Source organism: Streptomyces sp. NPDC016845 (assembly GCF_044332585.1).
Taxonomy (GTDB): Bacteria; Actinomycetota; Actinomycetes; order Streptomycetales; family Streptomycetaceae; genus Streptomyces.
In genome coordinates this window covers 190,031-215,297 of sequence record NZ_JBIRPI010000010.1, presented here as the reverse complement: position 1 = coordinate 215,297, position 25,267 = coordinate 190,031, and the positions used below count along the sequence as shown (strand labels likewise).

Sequence of the window (25,267 nt, the reverse complement as noted above, 5' to 3'; positions counted from 1 at the left end):
GGTAGTTCAGTGGTTCAGGAAAACGAAGCAGGAGACAAAGCAGGAAGCAATGCAGGGAGCAATGCAGGGAGCAATGCCGGAAGCGATGTCTGTCCGACCATGTTAACGGGCGGTTTCGCCCCCTGTGCCCAGCCAGCCGGCGAGCTTTCCGCCGTGCGCGATGGCGCGCAGCCGGGCCTCGGCCGCGTCCCGCACCGGGTCGGTGGCCACGACCAGGAGTTCGTCCCCGTTGCGCAGCACGGTGGTGGGTGACGGGACGAAGGAGGCGCCCTCGCGGACGACGAGGGTGACGGCGGAGCCCTTGGGCAGGCGCAGTTCGCCGACCTCTACGCCGTGCATGCGGGAGCCGTCCGGGACGGAGACGGAGAGCAGGTGCCCGCGAAGCCGCTCCAGGGGCGCGGACTCGATGCCGAGGTCGGCGGCGGCGTCCGAGGAGCCGAGGCGCAGCTTCCTGGCGAGCCAGGGCAGCGTGGGCCCCTGGACGAGCGTGTAGACGACGACCAGGACGAAGACGATGTTGAAGATGCGGCGACTGCCCTCGACGCCGGTCACCATCGGGATGGTCGCCAGGATGATGGGCACGGCGCCGCGCAGCCCCGCCCAGGACATGAGTGCCTGCTCCCGCCAGGGGACGCGGAAGGGCGTCGTGCTGATGATCACTCCGAGCGGGCGGGCGATCACGGTGAGGACGAGGCCGATGAGGAGTGCGGGCACTATGTCGTCGGCCAGTTCGTGCGGCGTGACGAGCAGTCCGAGCAGGACGAACATGCCGATCTGCGCGATCCAGCCGAGCCCTTCGGCGAAGCCGCGGGTGGCCGGCCAGTGGGGCAGTTTGGCGTTGCCCATGACCATGGCGGCCAGGTAGACGGCGAGGAAGCCGCTGCCGTGGGCCATGGCGCCCGCGGCGTAGGCGACGGTGGCGATGGCCATGACGGCGATCGGGTAGAGGCCGGAGGCGGGCAGCGCGACGTGGCGCAGGCCGTAGGAGCCGCCCCAGCCGACCGCGAGACCTATCGCCGCGCCGATCGCGAGCTCCAGGGCGATCTCGCCGATGAGGACGTACCAGTGCTCGACGGGTCCGGCGGCCGAGAAGGCGACGACGAGGATGACGACGGGGGCGTCGTTGAAACCGGACTCCGCCTCCAGGACGCCGGTTATGCGCGAGGGGAGCGGCACCTTGCGCAGGACGGAGAAGACGGCCGCGGCGTCCGTGGAGGACACCACCGCGCCGATGATGAGGGCCTGGTGCCACTCCAGGCCGACGAGGTAGTGCGCGCCGGCCGCTGTCACCCCCACGCTCACGGCGACGCCGACGAGCGACAGGGCGGCGGCTGCCGGGAGCGCCGGTTTGATCTCCTTCCACTTCGTGCCCAGGCCGCCTTCGGCCAGGATCACGACGAGGGCCGCGTAGCCGATGACCTGGGTCATCTCCGCGTCGCTGAAGGAGACGTCGCCGATGCCGTCCTGGCCCATGGCGATGCCGATGCCCAGGTAGAGGAGCAGGCTGGGCAGCCCGCTGCGCGAGGAGATGCGCACCGCGGCGACCGCGACGAGCAGCACGAGCGCGCTCACGAGCAGGAGCTGGTTGAGGTGGTGGACAGTCAGGGGCCGGTCCTTCCGAGAGGGGCGCCGCAAAGGGGGTTCAGGTACTTCGTTACCTTACCTAATCGTTAACGCTTTCTTGACGCCCGGCCGGAGGTTGGCCCTTCGGTTCGCGACTCCGCGTCCGGGCCCGCACCGCACTGCTCGTATGGTTGCTCCAGCCAGCCGCTAGCGAAGGACAGCAAGGATCGCGATGCCCTCCACTACGAACGCCTCTTCCGGTCGCCAGTCCGGCAAGAAGAAGGGGCGCCGAGCCCGACTGCTCGTGATCGTCCTCGTGTTGGCCGTCGTCGCGGGCATCGGATACGGCGCCTATTGGGGCGTGGACAGCGTGCGCGCGTCCTTGCCGCAGACGACCGGCTCGGTCAAGATCGACGGCCTCAAGGGCCAGGTGCAGGTCAAACGGGACGGCTACGGCATCCCGCAGATCTACGCCTCCTCCGACGAGGACCTGTTCATGGCGCAGGGCTTCGTCCAGGCGCAGGATCGGTTCTACGAGATGGACGTGCGCCGCCACACGACGTCCGGCCGCCTCTCCGAGATGTTCGGCAAGGGCCAGGTCAAGACGGACGAGTTCCTGCGCACCCTCGGCTGGCAGCGGGTGGCGCAGAAGGAGTACGACTCCAAGCTGTCGCCCGAGACGAAGAAGTACCTCCAGGCGTACTCCAAGGGCGTCAACGCCTACTTGGCGGGCAAGAGCGGCAAGCAGATCTCCGCGGAGTACGTGGCGCTGGGCTTCGAGAACGACTACAAGCCGCAGAAGTGGAGCCCGGTCGACTCCGTGGCCTGGCTGAAGGCGATGGCCTGGGACCTGCGCGGCAACATGCAGGACGAGATCGACCGTTCGCTGATGACGAGCCGCCTCACCACGAAGCAGATCAAGGACCTGTACCCCGAGTACCCGTACGACCGGAACAAGTCGATCGTGCAGGAGGGCGCCTACGACAGCGCCACAGGCACGTACGACGACTCGGCGTCCAGCACGGGGACGGGCACGGGCACAGGGACCGGTACGGGCACGGGCACGGGCACCGGCACAGGCACGGGCACCGGCACCGGCACAGGCACCGGCACCGGCACCGGCACAGGCACCGGCACAGGCACCAGCACCGCAGGTACCGGCCTGACGGGCGGCGCAGGCGCCCCCAGCGGCTTCCAGAGCCAGCTGGGCGGCCTCGCCGACGTCCTGGACCAGATCCCCGACTCCGCGGGCCTGGGCCCCAACGGCAACGGCATCGGCTCCAACTCGTGGGTCGTCGACGGCGAGCACACCATCACCGGCAAGCCGCTGCTCGCCAACGACCCGCATCTGGCGCCGCAACTCCCGTCGGTCTGGTACCAGGTGGGCCTGCACTGCACCAGCGTCTCGGCCAAGTGCCAGTACGACGTCGCGGGTTACTCCTTCGCGGGCATGCCCGGCGTCGTCATCGGCCACAACCAGAACATCTCCTGGGGCCTGACCAACTCGGGCGCCGATGTCACGGACCTCTACCTGGAGAAGTTCCAGAACGACGGCTACCTGTACGACGGCAAGACGGTCGCCTTCAAGACCCGCCAGGAAGTCATCAAGGTCGCCGGCGGCTCCTCCAAGACGATCACCGTCCGCGAGACCAACAACGGGCCTCTGCTGTCCGACCGCAACGACGAGCTCGTCAAGGTCGGCAAGAAGGCCCCGGTGGGCACCACGGCGCCGGACCGCGGCGACGGCTACGGCATGGCGCTGCGCTGGACCGCGCTCGACCCGGGCAACACCATGGACGCCGTCTTCGGCATCGACAAGGCGAAGGACTGGACCGAGTTCCGCAAGGCGGCCACCGACTTCGAGGTCCCCTCGCAGAACCTCGTGTACGCCGACACCGAGGGCAACATCGGCTACCAGCTGCCCGGCCGCATTCCGGAGCGCGGCGAGGGCGACGGTTCGCTGCCGTCGCCGGGCTGGACCTCGAAGTACAAGTGGACCGGCTACCTCGACCAGGACGAGCTGCCCTACGAGTACAACCCCAAGCGCGGCTACATCGTGACCGCCAACCAGGCCGTGGTCGGCAAGGACTACCCGTACACGCTCACCACGGACTGGGGCTACGGCACCCGCAGCCAGCGGATCACCGACCTCATCAAGTCGAAGATCGACGGCGGCGGGAAGATCTCCACCGACGACATGCGGCTCATGCAGATGGACAACAGCAGCGAGATCGCCAAGCTGCTCGTGCCCAAGCTGCTCAAGATCGACGTCAAGGACAGTTACGTCCGCGAGGCGCAGCAGCTCCTGGAGAACTGGGACTACACCCAGAACCCGGACTCGGCGGCGGCCGCGTACTTCAACTCCGTGTGGCGCAACGTCCTCAAGCTCGCCTTCGGCAACAAGCTGCCCAAGGAGCTGCGCGTCGAGGGCCAGTGCCTGAGCGTGACGCCGGTCGACAACACGGGCCCGGCCGACGAGGACCGCAAGGTCCGCGAGTGCGGCCAGCGCGACGCGCACTCGGCGCAGCCCGATGGCGGCGACCGCTGGTTCGAGGTGGTCCGCAAGATCATCAACGATGAGAAGAACGACTGGTGGAAGACGCCGGGCAACCGCAACAACAAGGCCACCGCCACGCGTGACGAGCTGCTCGCGCGTGCCATGAAGGACGCCCGCTGGGACCTGACGGCCAAGCTCGGCAAGGACATCGACACCTGGAGCTGGGGCCGCCTGCACAAGCTGGAGCTGAAGAACCAGACCCTCGGCACCGAGGGCCCGGGCTGGCTGCAGTACGTACTGAACCGCGGCCCCTGGAAGCTCGGCGGCGGCGAGGCGGCCGTCAACGCGACCGGCTGGAACGCGGCCGGCGGCTACGGCGTCGACTGGGTGCCCTCCATGCGGATGGTGGTCAACCTGGCCGACCTCGACAAGTCCAAGTGGATCAACCTGACCGGCGCCTCGGGCCACACCTACAGCGCCCACTACACGGACCAGACCGACAAGTGGGTCAAGGGCGAGCTGCTGCCGTGGAACTTCACGGACAAGGCCGTCGGCGACAGCACGTCGGACACGCTGGTGCTGCAGCCGTAGAGCGGTGGAAGTGACGTAAGGGGCCGCCACGCGCGCGTGGCGGCCCCTTACGCACGTACGGCGCTACGTGAAGCGGCGCGCCCCCGACGGCGTCACCACGGCGTGCACCGCCTTGTCGTGCGCCTCTTCCGGGACGTGCGCGACCACTTCGGTGTCGTGAAGGAGCACGACGAGTGCGGGGCGTGCACCGGCCGTTTCCAGCCGGGCGAGAACCCGGTCGTACGAGCCGCCGCCCCGGCCGAGCCGCATCCCGCGCCCGTCCACGGCGAGCCCCGGAAGCAGCACGACGTCGGCCGCCAGGACCGCGTCGGGGCCGAGCCGCTCGCCGCCCGGCTCCAACAGCGCGATCCTCCCCGGGTGTTGGACCGCGACGAGTGAGGAGGGGCCCTCGTAGACGCCCCAGTCCAGGTCGTTGTCGTCGAGCAGCACCGGAAGCAGGACCCGCGTCCCGCGCGCGCGGAGCGCGTCCAGCAGCGGCGCGGTGCCCGGCTCGCCGCCCACGGAGACGTACGCCGCGACGGTGCGGGCCCGCGCCAGCTCCTCGACCTCGAACGCCCGCTCGGCGAGGGCCAGCTCCGTCTTCCGTACGTCATCCACCGGCAAGGTGCTCCTCACCGCGAGGAACCTTCGTCGCAATGTGCGCTTGTCAGGGTGAGCGCCACGCGGGTTGTCTGGATGTGGGCTCATAGCCGACTCACAAACCTCTCCTATTCCATCCATATATGTACACACAAAGCGGAACCACAGTTTCCGCCCATAGGTGGCAGATATGGTGACGGGCATGACTGACTCGCACCCCAGGATCACCAAGGCTGTCATCCCCGCCGCGGGCCTCGGCACCCGGTTCCTGCCCGCCACGAAGGCGACTCCCAAAGAGATGCTCCCCGTGGTCGACAAGCCGGCGATCCAGTACGTGGTCGAAGAGGCCGCCTCCGCGGGGCTCGACGACGTTCTGATGATCACCGGCCGGAACAAGCGCCCGCTCGAGGACCACTTCGACCGCAACTACGAGCTGGAGAACGCCCTGCAGAGGAAGGGCGACGCCGCCCGCCTCGCGAAGGTCCAGGAGTCGAGCGACCTGGCGACCATGCACTACGTGCGCCAGGGCGACCCCAAGGGCCTCGGCCACGCGGTGCTGTGCGCGGCCCCGCACGTCGGCCACGAGCCGTTCGCGGTCCTCCTCGGCGACGACCTGATCGACCCCCGCGACCCGCTGCTCGCGCGCATGGTCGAGACCCAGGAGCGGTACGGCGGCAGCGTCGTCGCCCTCATGGAGGTGGCGCCCGCGCAGATCGGCCTCTACGGCTGCGCCGCCGTCCAGACCACCGAGGACGACGACGTCGTCAAGGTCACCGGCCTCGTGGAGAAGCCCGACCCGGCCGACGCCCCCTCCAACTACGCGGTCATCGGCCGTTATGTCCTGGACCCGCACGTCTTCGACATACTGCGCAAGACCGAGCCGGGCCGCGGCGGCGAGATCCAGCTCACCGACGCCCTCCAGCAGCTCGCCGCCGACGAGAAGATCGGCGGCCCCGTGCACGGCGTCGTCTTCAAGGGCCGCCGCTATGACACCGGCGACCGTGGCGACTATCTGCGTGCCATTGTCAGACTCGCGTGCGAACGTGAAGATCTGGGCCCCGACTTCCGGACCTGGCTCCGCAGTTACGTCACCGAGGAGATGTAGCACTTTGAGCAGCGCGACCACCCCGTCCCACCCCGGGCCGACCACTGGCGGCCAGCACGTCTGGTCGGTGGACGAGCACCTGGCGGACATTCTCGCCACCGTCCACCCGCTCGACCCCATCGAGCTGCAGCTCCTCGACGCGCAGGGCTGTGTGCTCGTCGAGGACGTGACGGTCCCGGTCTCGCTGCCCCCGTTCGACAACAGCTCGATGGACGGATACGCGGTGCGCGTCGCCGACGTCGCCGGGGCGAGCGAGGAGTACCCCGCCGTACTCACCGTCATCGGCGACATCGCGGCGGGCCAGGCCGAACAGCTCACCGTCGGCCCCGGCGAGGCCGCCCGCATCATGACCGGCGCCCCGCTGCCGCCCGGCGCCGAGGCCGTCGTCCCCGTGGAGTGGACCGACGGCGGGCTCGGCGCGGGCCCCGTCACCACGATGTCCGCCCACGCCGGCGCCCCCGAGGGCGCCTCCGGCGAGGTCCGCGTGCACCGCCCCGCAGAGGCACGCGCGCACGTACGCGCGCAGGGCAGCGACGTCCGGGCGGGCGACCGCGCCCTCAGCACCGGCGCGATCCTCGGGCCGCCGCAGATCGCCCTGCTCGCCGCCATCGGCCGCGGCACCGTACGCGTACGCCCGCGCCCGCGCGTGGTCGTCGTCTCCACCGGCAGCGAACTCGTCCAGCCCGGCGAGGCGTTGAGCCGGGGCCAGATCTACGACTCCAACAGCTTCGCCCTCACCGCCGCCGCCCGCGACGCCGGAGCCATCGCCTACCGGGTCGGCGCGGTCGCCGACGACGCCGAGACGCTCCGCTCCACCATCGAGGACCAGCTGATCCGCGCCGATCTCGTCGTCACCACCGGCGGCGTCAGCGTCGGCGCCTACGACGTCGTCAAGGAAGCCCTCTCCTCGGTCGGCGACCCCGACGAGGAGGACGGCATCGGCGCGGGCAGCGGCGTCGACTTCCGCAAGCTCGCCATGCAGCCCGGCAAGCCGCAGGGCTTCGGCTCCGTCGGCCCCGACCACACCCCGCTGCTCGCCCTGCCCGGCAACCCGGTCTCCTCCTACGTCTCCTTCGAACTCTTCGTCCGGCCCGCGATCCGCGCCCTGATGGGCCTGGACGACGACAGCGCGCGCCGCACCACGCGCGCGGTGCTCAGCGCGGACAAGGCGCTGACCTCACCGGAGGGCCGCCGCCAGTTCCTGCGCGGCGTCCACGACGCCGAGGCGGGCACGGTCGCCCCCGTCGGCGGCTCGGGCTCCCACCTGATCGCGGCGCTCGCCCAGGCGGACGCGCTGATCGTGGTGGACGAGGACGTGACGACGCTCGAACCGGGCACGGAAGTGGCCGTCGTCCGCCTCGGCTGACCGGCCCGGCCCGCCCGTTTTTCCGGGCCCCGCGATACCGTGTCGCGCACAAGCAGTCCGGCGCGCCGCACCGCGCACGGCTCGGATCGGGAGCGCCACAGCACCATGAGCACTTCGCAGGACCGACTCACCCACATCGACGAGGCGGGCGCGGCCCGCATGGTCGACGTCTCGGAGAAGGACGTCACCGCGCGCACCGCCCGCGCCAGCGGCCGCGTCCTCGTCTCGCCGCGCGTGATCGAGCTGCTGCGCGGCGAGGGCGTCCCCAAGGGCGACGCCCTCGCGACCGCCCGGATCGCCGGGATCATGGGCGCCAAGCGCACCCCGGACCTGATTCCGCTCTGCCACCCGCTCGCGGTCTCCGGCGTGAAGCTGGACCTCTCCGTCGCCGACGACGCCGTGGAGATCCTCGCCACGGTGAAGACGACGGACCGTACCGGCGTGGAGATGGAGGCCCTCACCGCGGTCTCCGTCGCCGCGCTCACGGTCGTCGACATGGTCAAGGCGGTCGACAAGGGCGCCGTCATCACGGACGTGCGCGTCGAGGAGAAGACGGGCGGCAAGTCCGGCACCTGGAACCGCGAGGCCCAGGCATGATCCAGACCTACCGCGCCCTCGTCGTCACCGCCTCCAACCGCGCCGCCGCCGGCGTCTACGCGGACAAGGGCGGCCCCCTGATCGTCGAAGGGCTGCGCGAGCTCGGCTTCGAGGTCGAGGGCCCGCAGGTCGTACCGGACGGCGACCCCGTCGAGGCGGCGCTGCGGGGAGCGGTCCAGGCGGCGTACGACGTCGTCGTCACCACCGGCGGCACCGGGATCTCGCCCACCGACCGCACCCCCGAGGCGAGCGCCCGCGTCATCGAGTACGACGTCCCGGGCATCCCCGAGGCGATCCGCGCGTACGGGCGCGAGAAGGTGCCCACCGCCGCGCTCTCGCGTGGCCGGGCCGGGGTCGCCGGGCGCACACTGATCGTGAACCTGCCGGGTTCGAGCGGCGGGGTGAAGGACGGTCTCGCCGTCCTGGCGCCGCTCCTCGCGCACGCCGTGGACCAACTGCGCGGCGGCGACCACCCCAGGCCCGACACCGGACCTGACGCCGAAGCTGACCCCGGACCTGACGCCCACGAAGCCGGGGGTGCGCACTGAACAGCTCGTCCTGGCCCGTCGTCCTGGCGGAGGGCGATGTCGTCCTCCGGCCCATAAGGCTGCGCGACCAGCGCGCCTGGCGTGAGGTCAACCGCCGCAACCGCGACTGGCTGCGCCCCTGGGAGGCGACCATCCCGCCGCCCACCGCGAGCGGCCCGGTCTCGCACCGTCCCACGTACCGCCAGATGGTCCGCCATCTGCGCTCGGAGGCGAACGCGGGCCGGATGCTGCCGTTCGTCATCGAGTACCAGGGCGTGGTCGTGGGCCAGTTGACGGTCGCCGGGATCACCTGGGGCTCGATGTGCTCGGGCCACGTCGGCTACTGGGTGGATCAGGGCGTGGCCGGGCGCGGGGTGATGCCCACCGCCGTCGCGCTCGCCGTCGACCACTGCTTCCGCACGGTCGGCCTGCACCGCATCGAGGTCTGCATTCGCCCGGAGAACGGGCCGAGCCGCCGCGTCGTGGAGAAACTCGGATTCCGCGAGGAGGGGCTGCGGCCCCGCTATCTGCACATCGACGGCGGCTGGCGCGACCACCTCGTCTTCGCGCTCACCGCCGAAGAGGTCCCCGAAGGGCTCCTTCGTCGCTGGCGGCGCGGACGGCGCGGAAACACCGCAGGTCCGGCCGGTTCCAGCGCCATCGATCCGGGCGCACCCTCAAAATGAAATAAATGTTCGAATTAGGCCTCGGCGCCAATGAATTCGTGCCCGCGGCGGCCAGTTGATCGCACCAGTCGGAAAAAATGCTCGAAATATCAGGCAGATCGTGCGACACACCGGCTCAATTGGCGGATGGCTCCCCGTAAACCCCTCTACGGTGTGAGGCGTGAGCAGCAGCGGCCTCATCTACGCAGTCATCGTCGGGGCCTGGGCCGCCTACTTGGTGCCGATGTGGCTCCGTAGGCAGGACGAGCTGAACGAAGCCCGTCCGACGGAACGCTTCAGCACCGCCATCCGACTTCTGTCCGGACGAGCGGGCATGGAGCGCCGGTACGCCAAGGACCTGCAGGCGCGCTCCCCGGAGACGGACGAGCGGCCCCCGGCCGACCCGGACGCGCCCACCGACGCGGTGGACGTCCGGGCCCTCGGCGCGCCCGCGGCCACCACGCGACAGCGCCCCGAGCCGGCCCGCGCGCCCGAACCCCAGCCGGAGCCCGCCGTCGAGCCCGCGGCCAAGTCCGCCGCCAAGTCCCGCCCCGCGCGCGTCACTTCCGCCGAGGCGCAGGCGCGGGCCCGCCGCACCAAGGTGCTCGCGCGCAGGCGCCGTACGACCGTGCTGCTCTTCGCCGCCTTCACCGCGGGCGCCGTCGTCGCCGGGGTCGGCGGGGTCGCGTTCCTGTGGGCGCCCGTCGTACCCGCGCTGCTGCTCAGCACCTACATCGTCCACCTGCGCGCCCAGGAACGACGCCGCTTCGCCTACGTCATGGACCGCCGCCGCGCCGAGATCGCCGCCCAGCGCCTGCGCGAGCGCCAGCCGCGCCGCCGCCAGCCGGCCGCGCAGCGCGGCGCCGCCGAAGACCTGGAGGACGGCCCAGACACCGAGATCGGCACCGACCCCGGCCTGGAGGCGCTCGCCGCCGACCGGCGCGCGCTCGTCGAGCAGACCGATCACGCCGAGTGGGTCGACCAGCAGCGCGAGCGCCAGCGCCCGCCCGGCGCCGGTGAGAGCTGGGACCCCGTCCCCGTACCGCTGCCGACCTACGTGACCGCACCGGTCGCCCCGCGCGCGGGCGGCGGCGTCGACTACGGCGCTCCCGAGACATGGAGCGCGGCCCGCTCCTCCGCGGCCGGGCAGGCCGCCCCCGAGCCGCCGCAGGAGCAGCCCGCCGACGACGGCCGCAGCGACGCCCGCCGCGCCGCCTCCGCCCGCCGCTCCCGCGAGCGGGGCCGCACGCCGCTCTTCGACCAGTACGACGACGGCGCCGAGGCCGGGGGCCGTCCGCGAGCCGCCAACGAGTGACCTGGCTGACCTGCCAGGAAGCGATTTTGGGGCTACCGGGTGAGGGTGCTAGAGTTTCACTCGTTGCAAGGGCCTGTGGCGCAGTCTGGTAGCGCACCTCGTTCGCATCGAGGGGGTCTGGGGTTCAAATCCCCACAGGTCCACCGCAATTGAGAACCCCGCCGGGAAACCGGCGGGGTTCTTGCTTTGTGGGCATGCGCCCCACTGCGCCCCGGTGTGGCGACCGCTGTGGGGACCGCTGTGACGGTCACCACACGGCCACTTCCTACAGCGCCTTGGCGTAACAGCGGCTCAGCTCCTCGAAGCGGTACAGGCCGAACTTGGCGCACTCCTCGTACCCGCTCGACGCGTACAGGGCGATCGCCTCCGGCTGCTTCGTGCCCGTCTCCAGGACCATGCGCCTGCGGCCCGCCGCGCGGGCGTCCGCCTCCAGGGCCGCCAGGATCCGGCGGGCCAGACCCAGGCCGCGCGCCTCCGGTGTGACGTACATGCGCTTCAGCTCGGCGTCGCCGTCCGCGTACGCCTCCTCGTTCGCGTCCTGGGCGCGCCAGCCGCCGGTGGCGAGCGGCGTGCCCGCCTCGTCGTACGCGATCAGGTAGAGGCCCCGCGGCGGGGTGAACATCGTCGGGTCGAGCGGTGTGATGTCGCCCTCGTCGCCGTAGCGCTCCGCGTACTCGAGCTGCACGCGGTCGTTCAGTGCGACCGCGTCGGGGTGGCCGTAGGAGACGGTGCGCAGGGCTATCGCCGTGCCGGGCGAGGTCTGGATACTCATGCGTGTGATCGTATCTCTATGCTTGCAGGGGCGGTGTACTTGTTCAGTGTGCCGGTACCGTGGCCCAGTGCTGACTGTGACCACCGTGAACGTGAATGGGCTCCGCGCCGCCGCCAAGAAGGGCTTCGTGGAGTGGCTCGGCGCCACCGAGGCCGACGTCGTGTGCCTGCAGGAGGTCCGCGCCGAACCCGGGCAGCTGCCCGCCGAGGTGCGCGCCCCCGAGGGCTGGCACGTCGTGCACGCGCCCGCCGCCGCCAAGGGCCGGGCCGGCGTCTCGCTGTACACGCGGCGCGCGCCCGACCACGTACGGATCGGCTTCGGGTCCGAGGAGTTCGACACCAGCGGCCGCTACGTCGAGGCCCACCTGCCCGGCGTGATCGTCGCCAGCCTCTACCTGCCCTCCGGCGAGGTCGGCACCGAGCGCCAGGACGAGAAGATCCGCTTCATGGCCGAGTTCCTGGAGTACCTGAAGGAGCTGCGCGTACGGGCCGCCGCCGAGGGCCGCGAGGTCGTCGTCTGCGGCGACTGGAACATCGCCCACACCGAGGCCGACCTCAAGAACTGGCGCGGCAACAAGAAGAGCTCCGGCTTCCTGCCCGAGGAACGGGAGTGGCTGAGCCGGGTCTACGACGCGGCGGACGGCGGCTACGTGGATGTAGTGCGGGCGCTGCACCCGGGGGTCGAGGGGCCGTACTCGTGGTGGTCGTACCGGGGGCGGGCCTTCGACAACGACACCGGTTGGCGCATTGACGTGCTGGTTTCGACCCCCGGGCTCGCCGGGCGCGCGGTCAAGGGGTTCGTGGAGCGGGCCGCCACCCACGCTGAGCGGTGGTCGGATCACGCACCGGTGACGGTGGTCTTCTCGTAGGCGAGCAGCCGCACTGCCGCACCCGGTCGCCCGTAGAAGCGTGAAGTGCGTGGGCGGTGACCCGCGTACGGGACGGGTCGTCACCACCGTGCCGGAGCCCGGCCTCGAAGACCTGCGCCGGCCGCCGGGGGCGTACAAGCTGGTGGGCGGCGGGATCTGCGGGGCGCGGTGGTGGCTGCCGGTCTGAGTCACCGGTCGGAGGGCGGCGGCAGCCTCCCGGCCAGGGCGAGGGCCGGGGCCATGTCACGGCCCCGGCGGCGGCAGTTTTCTGTCCAGGGCCATGGACAGTTCCGCCTCCACCACCGACTTGGCCAGCGGCCGCAAGCGCTGCACGTCCTTCTCCGTGCCGTGGGCCAGGACCATGTCCGTGAAGAGGGTGGCCATGGCGTCGGCGTGTTCGCGGACGCGGCTCGCCGCCGAGAGGACCTCGGCCAGCGGGATGCCCTCGCGGACCAGGGCCGACGAGACCTCCAGGAGGCGGCGGCTGACGTGGACGATCTCCTCGCCGTCGGTGCCGAGGTAGCCGAGGTCGAGGGCGGCCTGGAGGTTCTCCGGGGTCACCTCGCCCGCGAAGTGGTCGGCCAGTTCCTCGGGGGTGAGGCGGACCGGGGTCTCCTCGGTGGGCTCGCCGAGGCCGAGGAGTTCGCCGACGTCGCGGCCCCGGTCGAACGCCTCGGAGAGTTCCGTGATGCCGGTGAGGGTGTGGCCGCGGTCCAGGAGCGCGGCGATCGTCCGCAGCCGGGTGAGGTGCGTCTCGTCGTACCAGGCGATGCGGCCCTCGCGACGGGGCGGCTTGATCAGGCCGCGTTCGCGGTAGAAGCGGACGGTGCGGACGGTGATGCCGGCCGCCGCCGCCAGTTCCTCCATGCGGTATTCGCGCGGGCCGCTGTCCTCGTCGGCCGGGTCGTCTGGTTCCGTCACCGTTTCTGCCACGCCCACGACCCTAAGCCGTACTGCCGGTAACTTTCCTCGACCCGACCCCTACCCATCAGTACGCCCCTGCTCTACGCTCACCAACTGTGCCAGTGTTCACTGGCGCAGTCGCGCGGCAAGGGAGGCGCCGAGATGCCCGAACAGGAGCACGAACACGTACGGGTGGCGGTGATCGGGTCCGGCTTCGGCGGTCTGGGCGCCGCGGTCAGGCTGCGCCGCGAGGGCGTCACCGACTTCGTGGTCCTGGAGCGCGCCGACGCGGTGGGCGGCACCTGGCGCGACAACAGCTACCCGGGGTGCGCCTGCGACGTGCCCTCGCACCTGTACTCGTTCTCCTTCGCCCCGAACCCGGACTGGCCGCGCACCTTCTCCGGGCAGGAGCGGATCCGGGAGTACCTGGAGCACGTCGCCGACACCTTCCGGCTGCGGCCGCACATACGTCTCAACGCCGAGGTGCGGCAACTGCGGTGGGACGGCGAGCGGCTCCGGTGGGAGATCGACACCGCCTCCGGCACGCTCACCGCCGATGTCGTCGTCTCCGCCACCGGGCCGCTCTCCGACCCCAAGGTGCCCGACATACCCGGCATCGACACCTTCCCCGGCAAGGTCTTCCACTCCGCCCGCTGGGACCACGGTTACGACCTGCGCGGCAAGCGCGTCGCCATGATCGGGACCGGTGCCTCCGCCATTCAGATCGTGCCCGCCGTCCAGCAGGAGGTCGGGCGGCTCACCCTCTTCCAGCGCACCCCGCCGTGGGTGATGCCGCGCGCCGACCGCGCCATCACCAAGGCCGAACGCTGGCTCCACCGCCGACTGCCGTTCACCACGCAGGCGCGGCGCGGAGTGCTGTGGGGCATACGGGAGTTGCAGGTCCAGGCGTTCACCAAGCACCCCGACGAACTGGGCCTGGTCGAACAGCTCGCCAAGCGGAACATGTACCGGGCGGTCAAGGACCCGGCCCTGCGCGCCAAGCTCACCCCGGACTACCGCATCGGCTGCAAGCGGATCCTGCTGTCCAACACGTACTATCCCGCGCTCGCCCGGCCGAACGTCGATGTCGTGGCTTCCGGGCTGAGCGAGATACGGGGCAGCACCCTCGTCGCCGCCGACGGCACCGAGGCCGAGGCCGACGCGATCGTCTTCGGCACCGGGTTCCACGTCACCGACATGCCGATCGCCCAGCGCGTCATCGGCGCCGACGGCGTCAGCCTGGCCGAGAGCTGGAAGGGCGGGATGGCCGCCCTGCGCGGGGCGACCGCCGCGGGCTTCCCGAACTTCATGACGGTCATCGGGCCCAACACCGGGCTCGGGAACTCCTCGATGATCCTGATGATCGAGGCCCAGCTGAACTACCTGGCGGACTACCTGCGCCAGTTGAACGTGCTCGGCGGCCGGGTCGCCCTCACCCCGCGCGAGAGTGCCGTCACCGGCTGGAACAACCGCGTACAGGACCGGATGAAGCGGACCGTGTGGAACACCGGCGGCTGCAAGAGCTGGTACCTCGACGAGAACGGGGTCAACACGACCGTGTGGCCCGGCACGACGACCGAGTTCCGGCAGGCCACGCGCCATGTGGACGTGGGGGAGTACGAGGTACTGCGCGCCCCCGCCGATCCACCGGTGGCAGCCGCCGAGGACACTGCGAAGAAGGCTGAGGTGAGCGCCGCATGAGCCGGCTGACCCATATGCGGACCGGGCCCTACGCACCGCCCGTCCCCGCCCGCGAACTGACCGCCGTCTCCGCGGACGGATCACGGCTGTACGTGGAGGTGCACGGCCCCGACGACGCGCCCGCCGTGGTGCTCTCGCACGGGTGGACCTGCTCGACGGCGTTCTGGGCCGCGCAGATCCGCGCCCTCGCCACCGATCACCGGGTGATCGTCTACGACCAGCGCGGGCACGGGCGTTCACCCGCCGCCACGCACCTCCCGTACACCGCCGGCATGCTCGCCGACGACCTGGAGGCCGTGCTCGGCGCGGTGCTCGCGCCGGGTGAGCGGGCCGTGCTCGCCGGGCACTCCATGGGCGGCATGACGATGATGGCCGCCGCGGGGCGGGACAGGTTCAAGGAGCACGCGGCCGCTGTTCTGCTGTGCAGCACCGGCAGTTCGCGGCTCGTGGCCGAGGCGACCGTCGTGCCGCTGCTCTTCGCGGGCGCGGTGCGGACCAGGCTGACGCGGTCGGTCCTCGGGTCGAAGGCGCCGCTCGGGCCCGTCACGCCGCTCGGCAAGCGGATCCTCAAGTACGCGACCATGGGGCCCGGCGCCGCGCCCGGCCAGGTCGAGGCGTGCGCCCACATCGTGCACGCCTGCCCGCGCGCCGTGCGCCACGGCTGGTCGCACGTCCTGGAGACGCTCGACATGGACGCGGCCCTGGCCGAGCTGACGCTGCCGGTGGCCGTGCTCGGCGGCACCGCGGACCGGCTCACCCCGATCGTGCACGCCCGGCGGATCGCCGCCGCGCTGCCCGAGTGCGCAGGACTGAGCGAGCTGCCCGGACTCGGGCACATGACGCCCATCGAGGCGCCGGAGGCCGTCACGGGCGAGATCCGTGAACTGGCCGCCACTTACCTGGGGAACCTGGAGAACCGTACGGAGAAGGGGGCGGATGTCGCATGAGCAGGGTCAGCCTTGAGGGTCAGGTCGTGGTCGTCACCGGTGCGGCGCGCGGGGTCGGTGAGCTGCTCGCGCGCAAGCTGTCCGCGCGCGGCGCCAAGATCGCGCTCGTCGGTCTGGAGCCGGACGAGCTGAAGCAGGTCGCGGGGCGGCTGCACTCCGACGCCGACTGGTGGCACGCCGACGTCACCGACCACGTGGCGATGGCGCGGGTCGCCGAGGAGGTGAAGGAGCGGTTCGGAAAGGTCGACATCGTCGTGGCCAACGCCGGTGTGGCCACGGGCGGGCCGTTCGTCGACTCGGACCCCGTCGCCTGGCGCCGCGTCATCGAGGTCAACCTCATCGGCTCCGCCGTGACGGGCCGCGCGTTCCTGCCCGTACTGATGGAGTCGCGCGGCTACCTTCTGCAGATCGCCTCGCTCGCCGCGATCACACCCGCGCCGATGATGTCCGCGTACTGCGCGTCGAAGTCGGGTGTGGAGGCGTACGCGCACAGCCTGCGCGCCGAGGTCGGCTACAAGGGCGTGAAGGTCGGCGTCGGCTACCTGTCCTGGACCGACACCGACATGGTGCGCGGCGCCGACCAGGACGACGTGATGCGCGAGCTGCGCCAGCGGCTGCCGTGGCCGTCGAACAAGACGTATCCGCTGGGCCCGGCCGTCGACCGGCTCGTGGACGGCATCGAGCGGCGCTCCTCGCACGTGTACGCGCAGTGGTGGCTGCGGGGCATGCAGGGCATCCGCGGCTATCTGCCCGCGCTCATCGGCACGGTCGGGCAGCGCGAGATGCGCCGGTTCGAGCCGCGGCTCGGAAGCGTCTCGCGGGGGCTGGTGGGGGCGGGTGGCGCCGCCGACGAGACGGCCCGAACGCACTGACCGACCTGCGGTTTCAGGCCCTCACCACGGTCCGTTATTGATCGAAATGCGGCTGATGTCCCGGCGTGTCAGTCTGGTCGAGCCCCACCCCACCAACCCCTTCGGGAGTGAACACAGCATGGGCATCAAGGACCAGTTCCAGGACAAGGCCGACGAGCTCTCCAACAAGGCCAAGGGCCGCATGGGCGACGCCCAGGACCAGGCGCGCGAGCGCGGGCAGCAGGGCCAGGACGAGCTGAGCGAGCGTGGTCGGCAGGGCCGTGACCGGGCGCAGGACGCCTCGCAGCGGACGCAGGACAAGTTCGGCCAGGGCCGCGACGCCTGACGCCCTGTCCTGAACGCAGTGGCCCCGCCCGGGACGCCGGGCGGGGCCACTGCCGTATGCCGCTCACCGTGGCGGCAGCGGCGGCCTCCGTTTGTCCGGCACGTCCGAGAGGTCCGGCGGTTCAAGGGCGCCCTGCTTCTCCAGCAGGTCGAGCGCGAGGTGGACCGCGTCGTCGAGCTGCGCGTACCGGCCCTCGGCCCAGTCGAGCGGGGTGCGCAGCGCCTCGAAGTCGGGGTCGACGCCGCGGTTCTCGACGGACCAGCCGTACTCGGGGAACCAGGCCGCGTTCATCGGCACCGTGATCACCGTGCCGTCGCCGAGCTTGTGGCGTCCGGTCATACCGACGACGCCGCCCCAGGTGCGCTGGCCGACGACGGGCCCGAGCCCGAGCAGCTTGAACGCGGCGGTGATCATGTCGCCGTCGGAGGAGGTCGCCTCGTCCGCGAGGGCGACGACCGGCCCGCGCGGCGCGTTGGAGGCGTAGGAGACGGCCTGGGCGTTGCGGGTCAGGTCCCAGCCGATGATCTTCCGGCCGAGTTTCTCGATGACCAGCTCGCTGATGTGGCCGCCCGCGTTGCCCCGTACGTCGACGATGAGGGCGGGCCGGGACACCTCCATGCGCAGGTCGCGGTTGAACTGGGCCCATCCCGAGCCGCCCATGTCGGGGATGTGCAGGTAGCCGCACTTGCCGCCGCTCAGCTCCCGTACGACCTCGCGGCGGCTGGCGACCCAGTCCTGGTAGCGCAGCGGGCGTTCGTCGACGAGGGGGACGACGGCGACGCGGCGCGGTCGGCCGCCGCCCTCGGAGCGGGCGAAGGTCAGCTCGACGGTGGTGCCGCCCGCGCCCGCGAGCAGCGGGAACGGGCCCGTGACCGGGTCGACCGGGCGGCCGTCGACGTGCGTGAGGACGGCGCCTTCGCGGATGCCGGTGCCGGCCAGCGGGGAGCGGGCCTTGGAGTCGGAGGAGTCGCCGGGCAGGATGCGGGCCACCATCCACCGGTCGCCGCGGCAGACGAAGTTGGCGCCGAGGAGGCCCTGGGCGCGCTGGTAGTGGGCCGGGCCCTCGTTGCGGCGGGCGGCGGAGACGTAGGCGTGGGAGGTGCAGAGTTCGCCGAGGACCTCGCGGAGCAGGTCGGCGAACTCGTCGGGGGACGCGACCCGTTCGACGAGCGGACGGTACTGGTCGAGGACGCCGGACCAGTCGATGCCGCCCATCCGCGGCTCCCAGAAGTAGGCGCGGATGATGCGGCCCGCCTCCTCGAAGGCGCCGCGCCACTCGGCGGGCGGATCGGCCTCGTGCAGGATGCGGCGCAGGTCGATCCAGACGGTGGAGTCGCTGTCACCGCTCTCGGTGGAGGGGACGGCGCGCAGCTCGCCCTCGTCGCCGACGACGAGCCGGGTTCCGTCGCCGCTGACCGCGAACCAGTCCATGTGGTCGACGAGCTGCGTCTTCTTGCACTTGGCGAGGGAGAAGTGTTCGAGCGTGGGCTGCGAGGAGGTGTCGGCCGGGTTGGCGAACGTCTCGCCGAGCGCGCCCGAGATCGGCCACCGCAGCCAGACGAGCCCGCCGCCGGAGACGGGGTGCAGGCCCGAGTACTTGGAGGCGGCGACCGGGAAGGGCACGACACGGTTGGCGAGCCCCTCGATCTCGACGGTCGGCGCGGCCTGGGTGAGCCCGGAGCCGGTCTCCTCGATCGGGTCGAGTCCGCCTGCCGCCGTGCGCCCGTCGGGCGAGAGCGCGAACGGTGAGGCCGTCGCGGACGACAGCGGTACGAGGTAGGGGCGGCAGCCGAGCGGGAAGGACAGGTCGCCGGTGTGCACGTCGTAGACCGGGTCGAAGCCGCGCCAGGACAGGAACGCCAGGTAGCGGCCGTCGCGGGTGAAGACCGGGTTCTCGTCCTCGAAGCGGCCGTCGGTGACGTCGACGATCGTACGGTCCTTGATCCGGGCCAGCTTGATCTGCCGCAGGGAGCGGCCGATGCCCGGGTGCGACCAGGTCAGCCAGGCGCCGTCGGGCGAGAAGGCGAGATCGCGGACGGGCCCGTTGACGGACCGGATCAGCTCGGTGACCTGCCCCTCCGGCTCCTCCGGCTCCCCCGGCTCTCCCGACTGCCCCGGCTCTCCCGACTCTTCCGGCTCCTCGCCCGCGTCGATGAGCAGGAGCCGCCCGTCGTGCGAGGCGATGGCCAGGCGCTCCCCGTCCGGGTCGCTGACCAGTTCCTGTACGCGGCCCAGGTCGCCGCCCGCGAGGCGGCGCGGCGGGCGGTCGCCGGTGGCGCGCGGCAGGTAGGCGATCTCCACGGTGTCCTCGCCCGCCACGTCGGTGACGTAGGCGACCTGGCCGCCGGAGCCGAGCATCTCGGGCAGCCGGACGCGGACGCCCGGGGTGTCGGCGATGGTGCGGGCCGGGCCGTCGCGGTGGGTCAGCCAGTACAGGCTGCCGCGCACGACGACGGCGCTGGCGCGGCCGGTCTCGTCGACGGAGAGCGCGTCGATGTGGAGGGCGGCCGGGACCTGGTAGGAGCGGCGCCCGGCGCGCGGCCCGCCCAGGCGGACATCGAGGCGGCGCGGGCGCGAGGTGGGCGAGAGGTCGTCGAGGAGCCAGATCTCGCCCGCGCACTGGTAGACGACGCGGGTGCCGTCGCTGGAGGCGTGGCGGGCGTAGAAGGCGTCGTGGTCGGTGTGGCGGGTGAGGTCGGACCCGTCGGGCAGGCACGAGTAGACGTTGCCGATGCCCTCGTGGTCGGAGAGGAACGCGATGCGGCCGTCGACGAACATCGGGTCGTCGAGGTGGCCGTCGAGGTCGGCGAGGATGCGCTCGCCGTGCATCCACAGCCGGCCCTGGGCGCCGCCCCGGTAGCGCTTCCAGGAGGCCGGTTCGTGCGGCGGCGTACCCGTCAGGAGCAGCGTCTTGCGCTCGCCTCCGATGTCGGCGACCTGTATGTCGGAGACCGGGCCCCAGGGCAGCTTGCCGCCGGGGGAGCCGTCGGTGGGGACGCGGTAGGCGAAGGTGAAGTAGGAGAACGGCTCGCCGTGCGAGGCCACCGCGAGGATGTCGCCGTCCGGGGTCCAGCCGCGCACCTGCGTGTCGACGCTGCCCCAGAAGGTGAGGCGGCGCGCGGAGCCGCCGTCCGCCGGGGACACGTAGATCTCCGGGTCGAGGCTGCGCCAGGTCGTGTACGCGATGTGTTCGCCGTCCGGGGAGAACCGGGGATGGCTGACTTTCGTGCGGTCGACGGTGATCCGCCACGCCCGCGCGGAGCCGTCGACGGGCGCGACCCACAGATCGTCCTCGACGACGAAGCAGAGTCGCTCGCCGCTCAGGTGCGGGAACCGCAGGTAGGCCCGGCCCGTGTCGTCCTCGTTCGCCTCAGTCGCCTCAGTCACCTCCTCATGCTTTGCCGTCCCGGGGGCTTAGGCAACCGGGCCGCCGTACATACGGGTACCGGTACCGGCCTGATCGGGTCCCTGCACGTTCGCCTACACGTTCTTTATGACTGTGGTGGACCCCACGTACGAAACGGTTTCGTTTCGTTAGGGCGCAGGGTATGTTCAGGGCGTACGAGATCCGAGGAAGAGGTGACGATCATGGTCGCGGAGGCAACGGCGCGCCGCAGCCGGATCACCCCCGAGCGCGAGGCCGAGCTGTACGGCGCCGTGCTCGATCTGCTCCGCGAGGTCGGTTACGACGCCCTGACGATGGACGCCGTCGCCGCCAGGACCCGGGCCAGCAAGGCGACGCTCTACCGCCAGTGGGGCGGGAAGGCGGAGCTGGTGGTGAAGGCGCTGCGGCAGCAGAAGCCGCGCTTCGCCGAGATCGACACCGGCTCGCTCCGCGGTGACCTGCACGCGATGGCCGTCCGTGAGGACGACTGTCACATGGAGCAGAACAGTGCGCTGATGCGCGGCCTGATGGTCGCCGTGCACGCCAACCCCGACCTCCTGGAAGCCTTCCGGGAATGGATCGTCGAGCCCGAGCTGTCGGGGCTCGACCGGCTGTTGCGGAGAGCCGTGGAACGCGGCGAGATCCGGGCCGACAACCCGGGGCTCGGCTATGTGATCCACATGCTGATCGGCGCGTTCGCCACCCGCACGCTCATCGACGAACAGCCCCCGACCCAGGCCTACCTGACCTCGTACATCGACGCTGTAGTCCTCCCCGCCCTCAGCGCCTGATCCCCCTTTCCCGTCGTCCCTCACCCCGCACCTGACGCGACCGCTCACGTCGTCGGGCTGATGATCCCTGCCCAGCTGTACGCAACGACCTGACCGGGAGTCGCCCCCCGTGGCCACATTCCTCTACAAAATCGGCAAGCTCGCCTATCGGCGGCGCCACTTCGTCGTCCTGATATGGATCGCGCTGCTCACCCTCGCGGGCGTGGGCGCCGCCACCGCGCCGACCGCCGCCTCCAGCTCCTTCTCGATCCCCGGCACCGAGGCGCAGAAGGCGTTCGACCTGCTCGACGCGCGCTTCCCCGGCACCGCCGCGGACGGCGCGACCGCCCGCATCGTCTTCAAGGCGCCGACGGACGAGAAGCTCACCGGCGCCGCCAACAAGGCCGACGTCCAGGACACCGTCGCCGCCCTCAAGAACAGCTCCAAGCAGGTCGCCTCGGTCGCCGACCCGTACGTCGCCAAGACGGTGAGCAAGGACGGCACGATCGCCTACACCTCGGCCACGTACAAGGTCTCCTCGATGGAGCTGACCGACGACGACCGGGACGCGCTGCAGAAGGTCATCGACGACGCGAAGAAGACCGGGCTGACCGTCGAGGCGGGCGGTGACGCCTTCCAGGCCATGCCGGAGACCGGCGCCACCGAGATCATCGGTATCGCGGTCGCGGCCGTCGTCCTGGTCATCACCTTCGGCTCGCTGGTCGCGGCCGGGCTCCCGCTGCTCACCGCGCTGATCGGCGTCGGCATCGGCGTCTCCTCGATCACCGCGCTCGCCAACGCGCTCGACCTCGGCTCCACCACCTCGATCCTCGCGATGATGATCGGCCTCGCGGTCGGCATCGACTACGCGCTGTTCATCGTCTCCCGCTACCGCGCCGAACTCGCCGAGGGCCGCAAGCACGAGGAGGCCGCCGGACGGGCCGTCGGCACCGCCGGTTCGGCCGTCGTCTTCGCCGGTCTGACCGTCGTCATCGCCCTGGTCGGCCTCGCCGTCGTCAACATCCCGATGCTGACGAAGATGGGCATCGCCGCGGCCGGCACGGTCGCCATCGCCGTCCTCATCGCGCTGACCCTGATACCGGCGCTGCTCGGCTACGTGGGCAAGCGCGTCCACGGCCGCAAGGCCCGCAAGGCGCAGGAGTCGTCCGACCCGGCCGCCGAGCCCAAGGCCAACATGGGCACCCGCTGGGCCCGCTTCGTGCTGCGCCGCCCGGTCATGGTCCTCGTCGCGGCCGTCATCGGTCTCGGCGCGATGGCCGTCCCGGTCGCCTCGCTCGAACTCGGCCTGCCCGACGACGGCGTACAGCCCACCGACACCACCCAGCGCAAGGCCTACGACCTGCTCTCCGACGGCTTCGGCCCCGGCTTCAACGGCCCGCTGATGACGGTCGTCGACGCCAAGGGCGCGGACGACCCGAAGGCCGCCGTCGACCGCGTCGTCAAGGAGATCAAGGGCACGGACGGCGTCGCCGCCGTCACCCCGGCGACGTTCAACAAGGCCGGTGACACGGCCATCGTCAACGTCGTCTCCAAGTACAAGCCGTCCTCCGTCGAGACCGAGAACGTCGTCCACGCCATCCGTGACGCGGGCAAGGACATCAAGGCCGACACCGGCGCCGAACTCGCCGTCACCGGTTCCACGGCCATGAACATCGACGTCTCGCAGAAGCTCAACGACGCGCTCGTGCCCTACCTCGCGCTCGTCGTCGGCCTCGCCTTCCTGCTCCTGATGGTCGTCTTCCGCTCGGTCCTCGTCCCGCTCAAGGCGGCCCTCGGCTTCCTGCTCTCGGTGCTCGCCGCGCTCGGCGCCGTCGTCGCCGTCTACCAGTGGGGCTGGCTCGGCTCGCTCTTCGGCGTCGAACAGACCGGCCCGGTCATGTCGATGATGCCGATCTTCATGGTGGGCGTGGTCTTCGGTCTCGCCATGGACTACGAGGTCTTCCTCGTGACCCGTATGCGCGAGGCGTACGTCCACGGGGAGCGGCCCGCGCAGGCCATCGTCACCGGGTTCCGGCACGGCGCCCGGGTCGTCACGGCCGCGGCGGTCATCATGATCGCGGTGTTCGCCGGCTTCATCGGCTCCTCCGAGCAGATGGTCAAGATGATCGGCTTCGGCCTCGCGATCGCCGTCTTCCTCGACGCGTTCGTGGTCCGCATGACGATCGTGCCCGCGGTGCTCGCGCTGCTCGGCAAGCGGGCCTGGTGGCTGCCGAAGTGGCTGGACCGGGCGCTGCCCAACGTGGACGTCGAGGGCGAGGGCCTGAACGCGGCCCAGGAGAAGGAGCGGGAGCTCGTCGACGCCTAGCCGTCAGGGAGTGACCGTCGCCGCCGGGGTGACGGCCGTGTACGTACGACGCAGGAAGCGGATCAGCGCTTTCACGTCGAACTGCACGACCGTCACCCCGTTCGGCTGTCCGGGCCCCTGTCGTTCCCGCGGGTGGAGCTCGATGACGACCTGGACCCGTCCGCACGGCCAGATCCGGATGTGCTCGCCGCGGACCGGCGCCCGGAGCCCGCGTTCGAGGAGATCGCGCGGGAAGGCCCATGCGCCGGCGCCGGGCAGGGTGACGCGGACCTGGCCGTCGTAGCGCAGCACAGCGGGTACGGCCCGGTGCACGTCCGGGGAGTCGGTGACGACATGGGCCCGGACGTACTGCTCGACGTACTGCTCTATGCCGACGGTCATGTCGTCCAATGTCCCATAAGTCCGCTATGTGCGTCAGGGCCCGTGTGTACGGACCGGGTGCAATTGGTGGTGAGACGCTCTTGCAAGCTGTTCGCAACAAAGCACTATCATCGAACGGTTAACCATCTGCCCGAGCGCCGGAGTGCCCTGCCATGCATGTACCCGACGGATTCATCAATGCCCCCGTCTCGGCGGCCGCCGGTGTCGTCGCCGCGGGCGCCGTGGCCGTCAGCCTGCGCGGTGCCCGCCGTGAGCTGGACGAACGCACCGCACCGCTGGCCGGACTCGTGGCGGCGTTCATCTTCGCCGTGCAGATGCTGAACTTCCCCGTGGCGGCGGGCACCAGCGGCCACCTCCTGGGAGGTGCGCTGGCCGCGATACTGGTCGGCCCCTACACAGGGGTCCTCTGCGTCTCCGTCGTCCTGCTGATGCAGGGCGTCCTCTTCGCCGACGGCGGCCTGACCGCGCTCGGCGTGAACATCACGGACATGGCGATCACCACCACGGTCGTCGCCTACCTCGTCTTCCGGGGCCTCGTGAAGGTGCTGCCGCGCGGCCGCCGCTCGATCACGGTCGCCTCCTTCGTGGCCGCCGTGCTCTCCGTCCCGGCCGCCGCGATCGTCTTCACCCTCCTCTACGCCATCGGGGGGACGACCGACGTCTCCATCGGCAAGGTCGCCACCGCGATGATCGGCGTCCACGTCCTCATCGGCATCGGCGAAGCGGTGATCACGGCGCTGACCGTCGGCGCGGTGGTGGCCGTCCGCCCGGACCTGGTCCACGGCGCCCGCGGCCTGCGAGCGCCGCTCAAGCTGAAGGTCGGCGGCGAACTGGTCGACGCCGTCCCCGCCGCCGCGCCCGCCCCCGCGGCCCCGCGCTCGCACCGCAAGGTCTGGATCACCGGCCTGATCACCTCCCTCGTCCTCGCCGGCTTCGTCTCCTTCTACGCCTCGGCCAACCCCGACGGCCTGGAGAAGGTCGCCCACGACAAGGGCATCGACAGCAAGACCGAGGAGCACGCCTCCGCCGGCTCGCCGCTCGCCGACTACGGCGTCAAGGACATCACCGACGCCCGCCTCTCCGGGGGCCTCGCCGGGATCATCGGCGTCGGCGTGACCGTCGTCGCCGGTTCCGGAATCTTCTGGGCGCTGCGCAGGCGCCGTACGAGCGACGCGGCCTCCACCGAGGTCACCGTGGGCGAGAGCGTCTGAC

General features: G+C 71.2%; 22 protein-coding genes and 1 tRNA gene. 17 read left to right on the top strand and 6 right to left on the bottom strand.

Annotated elements, in window-relative coordinates:
• Positions 1–102 precede the first annotated feature (102 nt).
• On the bottom strand, positions 103–1,572 hold the full coding sequence (locus ACH4RC_RS24630) for a potassium/proton antiporter (RefSeq protein ID WP_398204588.1): 1,470 nt from the start codon (positions 1,570–1,572) through the stop codon (positions 103–105).
• Positions 1,573–1,795: 223 nt separating this feature from the next.
• Between ACH4RC_RS24630 and ACH4RC_RS24625 the strand changes: the two genes are divergently transcribed.
• The gene (locus ACH4RC_RS24625; protein ID WP_398204585.1) at positions 1,796–4,651 is read left to right on the top strand and encodes a penicillin acylase family protein; all 2,856 of its coding nucleotides are present in this window, start codon (positions 1,796–1,798) and stop codon (positions 4,649–4,651) included.
• Positions 4,652–4,714: 63 nt separating this feature from the next.
• Here ACH4RC_RS24625 and ACH4RC_RS24620 read toward each other — a convergent pair whose 3' ends face one another.
• Complete coding sequence (locus ACH4RC_RS24620) at positions 4,715–5,338, bottom strand: 5-formyltetrahydrofolate cyclo-ligase (protein WP_398204582.1); 624 nt, start codon at positions 5,336–5,338, stop codon at positions 4,715–4,717.
• Between the two features lie 94 nt (positions 5,339–5,432).
• On the opposite strand from ACH4RC_RS24620, the gene galU reads away from it, so the two are divergent.
• The 7 genes from galU to ACH4RC_RS24585 all read left to right on the top strand — a co-directional run bounded on the left by galU (position 5,433) and on the right by ACH4RC_RS24585 (position 10,948).
• Positions 5,433–6,335, top strand: coding sequence for a UTP--glucose-1-phosphate uridylyltransferase GalU (galU, locus tag ACH4RC_RS24615; RefSeq protein ID WP_398204579.1), 903 nt, complete (start codon positions 5,433–5,435; stop codon positions 6,333–6,335).
• Positions 6,336–6,339: 4 nt separating this feature from the next.
• Positions 6,340–7,701, top strand: coding sequence for a gephyrin-like molybdotransferase Glp (gene glp / locus ACH4RC_RS24610; RefSeq protein WP_398204577.1), 1,362 nt, complete (start codon positions 6,340–6,342; stop codon positions 7,699–7,701).
• 105 nt (positions 7,702–7,806) lie between these two features.
• Positions 7,807–8,298 (top strand): cyclic pyranopterin monophosphate synthase MoaC, encoded by a 492-nt coding sequence (gene moaC, locus ACH4RC_RS24605; protein ID WP_398204574.1) that lies wholly within the window; start codon positions 7,807–7,809, stop codon positions 8,296–8,298.
• Positions 8,295–8,846: a molybdenum cofactor biosynthesis protein B gene (locus ACH4RC_RS24600; RefSeq protein ID WP_398204572.1), complete on the top strand. Its 552-nt coding sequence runs from the start codon at positions 8,295–8,297 to the stop codon at positions 8,844–8,846. Before moaC ends, ACH4RC_RS24600 begins: the two co-directional genes overlap by 4 nt.
• Positions 8,843–9,511, top strand: a complete 669-nt coding sequence (locus ACH4RC_RS24595) for a GNAT family N-acetyltransferase (protein ID WP_398204688.1) — start codon at positions 8,843–8,845, stop codon at positions 9,509–9,511. The genes ACH4RC_RS24600 and ACH4RC_RS24595 overlap by 4 nt, the downstream gene beginning before the upstream one ends.
• Positions 9,512–9,671: 160 nt before the next feature.
• The gene (locus ACH4RC_RS24590; protein WP_398204570.1) at positions 9,672–10,805 is read left to right on the top strand and encodes a hypothetical protein; all 1,134 of its coding nucleotides are present in this window, start codon (positions 9,672–9,674) and stop codon (positions 10,803–10,805) included.
• A gap of 69 nt (positions 10,806–10,874) precedes the next feature.
• Positions 10,875–10,948: transfer RNA gene (locus ACH4RC_RS24585), tRNA-Ala, on the top strand.
• Between the two features lie 122 nt (positions 10,949–11,070).
• On the opposite strand, the gene ACH4RC_RS24580 is transcribed toward ACH4RC_RS24585, so the two are convergent.
• Complete coding sequence (locus ACH4RC_RS24580) at positions 11,071–11,577, bottom strand: GNAT family N-acetyltransferase (RefSeq protein ID WP_398204567.1); 507 nt, start codon at positions 11,575–11,577, stop codon at positions 11,071–11,073.
• Positions 11,578–11,623: 46 nt separating this feature from the next.
• Between ACH4RC_RS24580 and ACH4RC_RS24575 the strand changes: the two genes are divergently transcribed.
• Together ACH4RC_RS24575 and ACH4RC_RS24570 are read left to right on the top strand one after the other, a co-directional pair.
• A complete protein-coding gene (locus ACH4RC_RS24575) occupies positions 11,624–12,445 on the top strand; it encodes an exodeoxyribonuclease III (protein WP_398204565.1) in 822 nt (273 codons plus the stop codon).
• 49 nt (positions 12,446–12,494) lie between these two features.
• Positions 12,495–12,632: a hypothetical protein gene (locus ACH4RC_RS24570; RefSeq protein WP_398204562.1), complete on the top strand. Its 138-nt coding sequence runs from the start codon at positions 12,495–12,497 to the stop codon at positions 12,630–12,632.
• Positions 12,633–12,688: 56 nt separating this feature from the next.
• Here the strand turns inward: ACH4RC_RS24570 and ACH4RC_RS24565 are convergent, their stop codons facing one another.
• Positions 12,689–13,312 (bottom strand): MerR family transcriptional regulator, encoded by a 624-nt coding sequence (locus ACH4RC_RS24565; protein ID WP_398204685.1) that lies wholly within the window; start codon positions 13,310–13,312, stop codon positions 12,689–12,691.
• Positions 13,313–13,510: 198 nt separating this feature from the next.
• Here ACH4RC_RS24565 and ACH4RC_RS24560 point away from each other — a divergent pair, with 198 nt between their 5' ends.
• Genes ACH4RC_RS24560 through ACH4RC_RS24545 form a run of 4 tightly spaced genes read left to right on the top strand, consistent with a single transcriptional unit; the run spans position 13,511 to position 17,193 of the window.
• Positions 13,511–15,049, top strand: a complete 1,539-nt coding sequence (locus ACH4RC_RS24560; protein ID WP_398204559.1) for a flavin-containing monooxygenase — start codon at positions 13,511–13,513, stop codon at positions 15,047–15,049.
• The gene (locus ACH4RC_RS24555; protein WP_398204557.1) at positions 15,046–15,996 is read left to right on the top strand and encodes an alpha/beta fold hydrolase; all 951 of its coding nucleotides are present in this window, start codon (positions 15,046–15,048) and stop codon (positions 15,994–15,996) included. Before ACH4RC_RS24560 ends, ACH4RC_RS24555 begins: the two co-directional genes overlap by 4 nt.
• Positions 15,993–16,868, top strand: coding sequence for an SDR family oxidoreductase (locus ACH4RC_RS24550; RefSeq protein ID WP_398204554.1), 876 nt, complete (start codon positions 15,993–15,995; stop codon positions 16,866–16,868). The genes ACH4RC_RS24555 and ACH4RC_RS24550 overlap by 4 nt, the downstream gene beginning before the upstream one ends.
• Positions 16,869–16,923: 55 nt before the next feature.
• Complete coding sequence (locus ACH4RC_RS24545) at positions 16,924–17,193, top strand: hypothetical protein (protein ID WP_398204552.1); 270 nt, start codon at positions 16,924–16,926, stop codon at positions 17,191–17,193.
• 63 nt (positions 17,194–17,256) lie between these two features.
• Here ACH4RC_RS24545 and ACH4RC_RS24540 read toward each other — a convergent pair whose 3' ends face one another.
• Positions 17,257–20,580: a S41 family peptidase gene (locus ACH4RC_RS24540; protein ID WP_398204549.1), complete on the bottom strand. Its 3,324-nt coding sequence runs from the start codon at positions 20,578–20,580 to the stop codon at positions 17,257–17,259.
• Positions 20,581–20,781: 201 nt separating this feature from the next.
• On the opposite strand from ACH4RC_RS24540, the gene ACH4RC_RS24535 reads away from it, so the two are divergent.
• Positions 20,782–21,369, top strand: coding sequence for a TetR/AcrR family transcriptional regulator (locus ACH4RC_RS24535; RefSeq protein WP_398204547.1), 588 nt, complete (start codon positions 20,782–20,784; stop codon positions 21,367–21,369).
• A 109-nt stretch (positions 21,370–21,478) separates the two neighbouring features.
• Positions 21,479–23,674: an MMPL family transporter gene (locus ACH4RC_RS24530; RefSeq protein ID WP_398204544.1), complete on the top strand. Its 2,196-nt coding sequence runs from the start codon at positions 21,479–21,481 to the stop codon at positions 23,672–23,674.
• 3 nt (positions 23,675–23,677) lie between these two features.
• On the opposite strand, the gene ACH4RC_RS24525 is transcribed toward ACH4RC_RS24530, so the two are convergent.
• Complete coding sequence (locus ACH4RC_RS24525) at positions 23,678–24,055, bottom strand: SsgA family sporulation/cell division regulator (RefSeq protein ID WP_398204541.1); 378 nt, start codon at positions 24,053–24,055, stop codon at positions 23,678–23,680.
• Positions 24,056–24,207: 152 nt separating this feature from the next.
• Here ACH4RC_RS24525 and ACH4RC_RS24520 point away from each other — a divergent pair, with 152 nt between their 5' ends.
• The gene (locus ACH4RC_RS24520) at positions 24,208–25,266 is read left to right on the top strand and encodes an energy-coupling factor ABC transporter permease (RefSeq protein WP_398204538.1); all 1,059 of its coding nucleotides are present in this window, start codon (positions 24,208–24,210) and stop codon (positions 25,264–25,266) included.
• The last annotated feature ends 1 nt before the right edge of the window (position 25,267 follow it).